Annotated in this window: 6 protein-coding genes; 3 read left to right on the top strand and 3 right to left on the bottom strand. The window is 57.6% G+C overall.

All coding sequences use genetic code 11. From position 1 onward, the window contains the following. Positions 1-212 precede the first annotated feature (212 nt). Positions 213-2,228, bottom strand: a complete 2,016-nt coding sequence (locus J3353_RS01060) for a TIM-barrel domain-containing protein (RefSeq protein ID WP_207683897.1) — start codon at positions 2,226-2,228, stop codon at positions 213-215. 240 nt (positions 2,229-2,468) lie between these two features. Between J3353_RS01060 and J3353_RS01055 the strand changes: the two genes are divergently transcribed. The 3 genes from J3353_RS01055 (at position 2,469) to eis (ending at position 5,729) form a co-directional block, all read left to right on the top strand. After that, on the top strand, positions 2,469-3,089 hold the full coding sequence (locus J3353_RS01055) for a sugar transferase (RefSeq protein ID WP_097771204.1): 621 nt from the start codon (positions 2,469-2,471) through the stop codon (positions 3,087-3,089). 80 nt (positions 3,090-3,169) lie between these two features. Beyond that, positions 3,170-4,504 (top strand): aspartate--tRNA(Asn) ligase, encoded by a 1,335-nt coding sequence (gene aspS, locus J3353_RS01050; protein WP_207683896.1) that lies wholly within the window; start codon positions 3,170-3,172, stop codon positions 4,502-4,504. A 16-nt stretch (positions 4,505-4,520) separates the two neighbouring features. After that, positions 4,521-5,729 (top strand): enhanced intracellular survival protein Eis, encoded by a 1,209-nt coding sequence (gene eis, locus J3353_RS01045; protein WP_207683895.1) that lies wholly within the window; start codon positions 4,521-4,523, stop codon positions 5,727-5,729. Positions 5,730-5,835: 106 nt separating this feature from the next. Here eis and J3353_RS01040 read toward each other — a convergent pair whose 3' ends face one another. Next, positions 5,836-6,474, bottom strand: a complete 639-nt coding sequence (locus tag J3353_RS01040; RefSeq protein WP_097771905.1) for a GDSL-type esterase/lipase family protein — start codon at positions 6,472-6,474, stop codon at positions 5,836-5,838. Between the two features lie 30 nt (positions 6,475-6,504). Beyond that, positions 6,505-7,434, bottom strand: coding sequence for an ROK family protein (locus J3353_RS01035; protein WP_156075740.1), 930 nt, complete (start codon positions 7,432-7,434; stop codon positions 6,505-6,507). Positions 7,435-7,441: the final 7 nt, after the last annotated feature.

Genomic DNA, 7,441 nt, shown 5'->3' with positions numbered 1-7,441 from the left:
TCAGATCACCGGCCTGGGACATTTGTGCCATGAAAGCTCCGCCTCCTTTGAAACTTCTCTCATACTCTTGCACCAAAATTGAAGCGTAAAAAATGCGCCGTGCCGTTTTGCGGCACAACGCAATTTGTAAAAAAAATCTATATTATAATACAGTTTTCTGTAAAATACAAGATGCTGCGCAGGGGAGATCCTGCCTTTCCGGGACACTTCGATCAGGAATGATGGATCTGCAGCGTTTTCCAGTGCTCTTTCTTCTCATATTCTGTTGTCACACCGTCATCTCGGTACATCCGGTACTCCGCAGATTCGCCGTCGGGCAGGAAGCTCCACAGGGTCAGGCTGGCATCATCCAGCTCAGAGGTGCTGTTGGCGGGCTGTGCCACGGGAACGATGTGACCCGGACGGAGGAACAACAGCATTTCGTCCAGCGCACAGCGGATATAGTGGTGTCCGGCGGGCAGGATCTCTTCGTCGTAGTCGTCCACAGCCCGCAGGCGCAGGAGCTTCATGGATTCGGGCAGGTAGACATGCCGCCCGTGGGCATTCTGGACATAGACAGGCGCTGCCATCAGGCCCTCGCCCAGCAGAAGCTGATCTTCCACCTCCCGGGCATCGGGGTCATCCGGGTAGTCGAAGGCCAACGGCCGGAAGTAGCTGGTGTTTTCCAGCGCGGCTTTCATAAATTCGCTGTACAGGTAGGGCAGCAGGGCGTAGCGCAGACGGATCATATTGCGCACAGCGGGCAGCACCTCGGGGAAGCGGTAGTATTCCTGCATCCGGGTGCCAACTGCGGAGTGGTTGCGCATCAGCGGGGTGAGCAGACCGAACTCAAGCCAGCGCAGGGCAAGATCCGGCGTGGTATCGGAGGAGAAGCCGCAGAGGTCGGCACCGCTGTACAGGAAACCGCACATCTGGACACTGGGCATCATCTGGATGTTGGCCAGCAGCTGGGCCCAACTGGAATTGTTGTCGCCCAGCCAGATGCCGCCATAGCGGTGGCTGCCAATGAAGCTGGAGCGGCTGTAAAGCAGGGTGCGCTGGCCCGGGCGCAGGTCGGCAAAGGCCTCGCCAGCGGCGCGGGTCATGCTGCCGCCGTAGAGGTTGTGGACCTGATCGTGGCGCACCTTCTGGCCGTCCACCTCATGGTAGAAGCTGGCGTAGTCTGCCGGGCTGTTCATCAGTCCCATGGCACCGCCTACCACGCGCGGGAAAAACTCCTCCTGCTCAATGTTGTCCTTCTCCCGCAGGGCGGCCATGTCGTTCAGAAAAGCGCGCAGCCGCTCGGGTGAGTAGAAGAGGGAGGGCTCATTCATATCGTTCCAAAAGCCCTCGATGCCGCAGTCGGTCAGGGCCTTGTATTTGTGGCCGAACCACTCCCGCACCTCAGGGCGCAGGAAGTCGGCAAAATAGGCCTTGCCGGGCCAGACTGCCGCCACAAAGGGAGTTCCGTCGGCCTTTTTGCAGAAGTATCCCTTTTCCAGCCCCTCAGTGCAAGTGGAGTCGTTGGGGTCAACGCGCACGCCGGCATCGATGATGGGCACCAGCCGGATGCCCTGCGCTTTCAGGTCTGCGGAGAGCTTTGTAAGGTCTGGAAAACGTTCCTTGTTTACGGTGAAATCGGCATAGTCCTGCATATACTCGATGTCCATACAGATCATGTCCAGCGGCAGGTCGTGCTCCTTGTACTGGCGTGCAACTTCCCGTACGTCCTCCTCAGTCTTGTAGCCCCAGCGGCTCTGTGCCAGACCGAATGCCCACCTGGGCGGGATGTAGCTGCGGCCGATGAGGGTACGGAACTCCCTGCAGATCGCATTTTCGTTCCCGCCGGAGAGGAGATACAGATCGTAGTCTGGGGTCTCGGTGTGGAAAGAGAGAAGATCGTGGCGGGAATAACCGATGTCGTAATAAACCTTGCCCGGGAAATCCACGAACAGGCCAAAGCAGGTGCTGCCGTCCCGCACCAGCAGGAAATTGTGCGCACCATAGAAGGAAAGCTTGTCCTCGCTGTGGCGGGATTCATCGGTGTTGTTGGCGATGTAGTGCCAGCCGCGTTTGTTGATGCCGCGGGGCATTTCACCCAGACCGTAGACGGCAGCCTGCTCACTGAGGGTGAGCTGCCAGCCGCTGCCATCGGGAGTCAGAAAGGGGATGGGGCCGCTTTCCGCGGGAAGAGACAGCACAACGCTCTGGGTGGGAAAAGGATGCCCGAAAGAAAAACGTTGGATCACAGAAAAGACCTCCTGTTTCAGATAGAGTTGTTACTATAATGATACGGCAGAAATCGTTCCGGAACAAGAGAGAAAACAGGATGAATAATACAACAAAACAGGCGTTTTGTGGCATGCGCAACAGCCAATACTTCTGCTGCACCTGCCTGAGCCTCTCGGGCGAGAAACTGCACGGAATGGATTGCAAACTGTCGAATGGCTTGCTATAATAAAAAGTACTCTGAAAAGGGAGGATCTTCCATGTATCGAAACGGCATCAAGCGGCTGCTGGCGGTCATTTTGTCCCTCTGCGGCATGATCGTGCTCTCGCCGCTGCTGCTCATCCTCTGCCTTGCCATCAAGATCGATTCCCCGGGGCCGATCTTTTTCAGGCAGAAGCGGGTGGGCATCCACAAACAGCATTTCAATATCCTCAAGTTCCGCACCATGCGCATTGACACCCCCCACGATATGCCCACCCACATGCTCAAGGACCCGGATCAGTATATCACCCGGGTGGGGCACTTCCTGCGCAAGACCAGTCTGGACGAGCTGCCCCAGCTCTGGAACATCTTTGTGGGCGATATGGCAGTCATCGGCCCGCGCCCGGCGCTGTGGAACCAGTATGACCTTCTGGCCGAGCGGGACAAGTACGGTGCCAACGATGTCCGCCCCGGCCTGACCGGCTGGGCCCAGATCCATGGGCGGGATGAGCTGGAGATCGTAGACAAGGCCCGGCTGGATGGCTACTATGTGGAGCACCTGAGCTTTGGCATGGACGTAAAGTGCTTCTTTGGCACCATCAGGGCGGTGCTCGACCACGACGGTGTGGTCGAGGGCGGCACCGGCACTTTGCACGAAGAGGAAAACCACAAGAAGTAAGACTGGCCCGGGCAGAATACTTGATTTATCCCCTGAAAAGCGTATAATAAAACGGTATAAGACATCAAAGGAGGATTTCCATGAATCGCACCTACATCAACGAGGTACAAAAGGAAATTGGCAATACGGTCAAGGTACAGGGCTTTATTGAAAACCTGCGCAACAGCAAGTATATGGCCTTTATCGTACTGAAGGATATCACCGGCAAGCTGCAGATCACGGTTGAAAAAGAGGATCATCCTGATCTGGTGGACACCATCGATCAGCTGACCCCTGATTCGGTCATCACTGTCACCGGTAAGGTGGTCGAGAACGACTACGTCAAGATGGGCGGCATCGAGATGATCCCCGAGGCCATTGAGGTGGAGAGCATTGCGGATGCACTGCCCATTGCCCGCAAGGCCATTGCCGCTACCAAGAAGAAAAAGGCGGTGGAGCGTTCCAGCATCGACCAGCGCATTGATTACCGCTGGGTCGATCTGCGCACCGACGAGAACCAGCTGATGTTCAAGGCCCAGAGCTGCATGGTCAACGCCATGCGCAAGTTCCTGCTGGACCAGAACTTCATCGAGATCCACACCCCCAAGCTGATCGCTGCTGCCAGCGAGAGCGGCTCTGAGGTGTTCAAGGTGGATTACTTCGACCGCAATGCCTATCTGGCACAGAGCCCCCAGTTCTACAAGCAGATGGCAATGGCTGCAGGCTTTGAGCGCATTTTCGAGACCGGCCCTGTGTTCCGCGCCGAGAAGAGCTATACCAACAAGCACGCCACGGAGTTCTCCGGCTTTGATCTGGAGTTCAGCTACATCACCTCTTACAAGGATGTCATGGCCATGGAGGAGCAGCTGCTCAAGGCTGGCCTGCGGGCTGTGAAGGACGCTTACGGCGACCAGATCCAGGAACTGTTCGGCAAGGAAGTCATTGTGCCCGAGACCCCGTTCCCCGTGGTCAAGCTGGCTGACCTGTACAAGGGTCTGGAAGAGGACTTCGGCTATGTGGTGGACGATTCCGAGAAGGGCGACCTGACCACCGAGGCTGAGCGCCTGAGCTATGACTGGGTGAAGAAGCACTATAACCACGAGTTCCTCTTCGTCACGGATTACGATGCTGAGAAGCGCGCTTTCTACCACATGCGCGACGAGAACGGTGTGCCTCAGGGCTATGACCTGATCTGGCGCGGTGTGGAGATCACCACCGGTGCCCAGCGCGAGCACCGCTATGAGGTGCTGAAGAAGCAGGCTGAGGAAAAGGGTCTGGCTGAGGATGTCAAGTTCTATCTGGAGTTCTTCCAGTATGGCTGCCCCCCGCACGGCGGCTTCGGTCTGGGCATTGACCGCCTGACCATGCTGCTGGTGGGTGAGAGCATCAAGGACGCGGAGTTCCTGTTCCGCGGCCCCAACCGTCTGACCCCGTAAGAACGGGGGTGTTCGTATGAACGCCGCAGACCATTATCTGACCCGTTATCTGGAAGCGAAGGATCTGGATCAGTACAACGCACTGCTCCGCTACACCTTTCAGGTCACGGAAGAAGAGCTGACTGCCACAGGCTGGAAGGACGATGAGATCAAGCAGTCCAAGTTCCCGGTGCTGGAACGTGCCGATGTCCTGGGCTGCTTTGATGGAGACACGCTGGTGTCCCAGTTTGCCGTCTATCCGCTGAAAATGAACATCTACGATACGGTCTACCATGTGGGCTTTGTCACCAGTGTCTGCACCTACCCGGAGTACACCGGGCAGGGCATTATGAAGCACCTGATGATCAAGGGCCTGACCCAGATGCACGAGGAAGGCAAATCCTTCGCCCTGCTCTACCCGTACAGTATTCCGCTGTACCATCATCTGGGCTGGGAGATCGTTTCCAACAAGATCTCGTTCAACATCAAGGACCGGCAGATCCCCACCAAGGTCAAGGCCCCCGGCTATGTCCGGCGTGTCAGCTGGGATAACACCGAGTTCCATGAGCTGCACTCCCACTTTGCGTCCATCACCCACGGCTGTCTGTTCCGCAACAGTCTGGCCTGGGAGGAATACTGGCGCTGGGACGAGGACGATACCAATGTTGCGGTCTACTACAACGTCAAGGATAAGCCCTGCGGCTACATGGTCTACCTCATCAAAAACGACATCATGCACATCAAGGAGATGGTCTACCTCAACCGCGAGGCCCAGAAAGGCCTGTGGGAGTATATCCATGCCCATGATTCCATGATCGATGAGGTGCACGGCAGCACCTATTTCAGCGAACCCATTGCCTTTGAGATGGACGATGGCGACATCAAGGAGAGCATCCGCCCCTATGCCATGGGACGCATTATCGACGTGGAGGATTTCCTCGCCGATTACCCATGTGACCCGGACGGCGGCACCCTGTGTATCGAGCTGGAGATCGAGGACTCGCTTCTGCCATGGAACGACCGGACGTTCAACGTTCGCTTTGCGGATGGGCACTGCACCATGACCCATGAACCCGCTGAGTATCACCTGAAAATGGGCATCGGTACCTTTACCACCCTGCTGCTGGGCTACAAGACTGCAGAGCGTCTGTATGAACTGGAGCGCATCGAGGGCAGGGAAGAGGCTGTGGAACGGCTGGATGACGTGCTTTTCCATAAGATCCCATATATTTCGGATTACATCTGACAAAAGAAAACAACCCTCTCCGTCAAAGCCTTTTGCTTTGTCTGCTTCCCCCGAAAGGGCGAGGTGGCATTGCGAGGCAATGACGGAGAGGGTTGTTCTTTTTGACTCAGAGCAGCGTCGGCACCAGTTCGGCCAGCTTTTCGGCCAGCTGTGCATGGCCCTTACGGGTCAGGTGCATGAAGTCGATCTGGTTGAACTCGCAGCCTTCAGCGTCCAGGAAATGGACGTTGTTGCGCTCTGTGATGATCTTGTACCAGCCGGCAACGCCCTTGGACTTCTCCACACAGCCGTCGCCCATGACCTCATCGTGGAAGCCCTCCTTGATGCGCGGGGGAGCAACTACAAGAATGTTGGGTTCCTTGCCGCCCCAGCAGTCCACGGTCTTGCACTTCTGGATCAGGCGCTCCATGCCAGCGCCAATGCAGGCGGCGTTTGCGTTGAAGCGCTCTTTCACATCGTTGGTGCCCAGCATGATGATGAGCAGGTCGATGACTTCATGACTCTTGAGCAGGGGATAGGCCACGCTCAGAGCATCCATGGACTCGTGGATGGGGTCTACAAAAACGGTGGTGCGGCCGGAAAGGCCCTCTTCGGTTACCAGATACTTGTCGCCCAGAGCAGTCTGCAGGCGGCAGGTCCACCGCTCGTCCTCGTTGAAGCGGATGCCGCCGTCGGCGTTATCCTTGGGGTCGGCACAATAACCGTGGGTGTTGGAATCGCCCAGGCAGAGAATATGCGTTTTCATCTCAATACACTCCTTTGATCGTTCAGATGATCAGGCTTCGCCGTGCTGCTGGCGGAAGTAATAGACTGCGCCTACCATACCGGCATCATTGTGCAGCTGGGCGGCGCGGATCTCCAGCCCCTCGGCAAAGGCGGGCATAACGGAGGCCCTGACTTTGGCAGCAATGGGCTCGATGAGCAGCTTCTGCTGGGCGCTCACGCCGCCGCCGATGAGAATGAGCTGCGGGTTGAAGATGTGCACCATACCTGCAAGGCCCTGTGCGATCTCATCCGTCCAGGCATCCAGCAGGGCCAGAACGGTCTCGTTGCCAGCCTCTGCGGCAGCAAAAATGGCGCGGCCGTCTTTCCAGGCCGGGTCCTTTTCCTGTGCGGCCCGTACCAGAGCCGTGGTGGCGGCGTAGCGCTCCCAGCAGCCGGTGGCACCGCAGGTGCAGGGGATACCGTCCAGTGCATGGGTGCGGTAGTGGCCCAGCTCACCGCCCAGTCCGCGGGCACCTTCCAAAAGGCGGCCGCCGGTCAGGATGCCGCCGCCAACGCCAGTGCCCAGGGTCACGCCGATGACATCGGTATAACCCTTTGCGCCGCCGACCCAGACCTCGCCCAGCGTCATGCAGTTGGCATCGTTGGCGACGGTGACGGGTAGGCCGAAGAGCCGTTCCAGTTCGGCCTGGATGGGGCTGTTGATGTAGTTGGGAAAGTTGCCGCAGGTACCGGCCACGATGCCTTTGCGGCTGTCAATCTGGCCGGTGGCCGAAACGCCCACGCCTTCCAGTGTGTTCACGTCGATGTTCTGGGTCTCCACAAAGGCTTTGGCGGCTTTGAGCACGGTGGTCAGCACCGGGGTCTGGTAGCCGTCAAAGTTGACGCTCTCCTCGGCCTTGGAGCCTACCGCGCCGGTCTCATCCACGATGCCCAGCTTGACGGCAGTGCCGCCGATATCGATCGCAAGATACTGTTTCATCTCAGTG

Source organism: Faecalibacterium sp. Marseille-Q4137 (assembly GCF_017377535.1).
Taxonomy (GTDB): Bacteria; Bacillota; Clostridia; order Oscillospirales; family Ruminococcaceae; genus Faecalibacterium; species Faecalibacterium duncaniae.
Note: the sequence above shows the minus strand (reverse complement) of the source record. Positions and strands in the feature narration are given on the sequence as shown.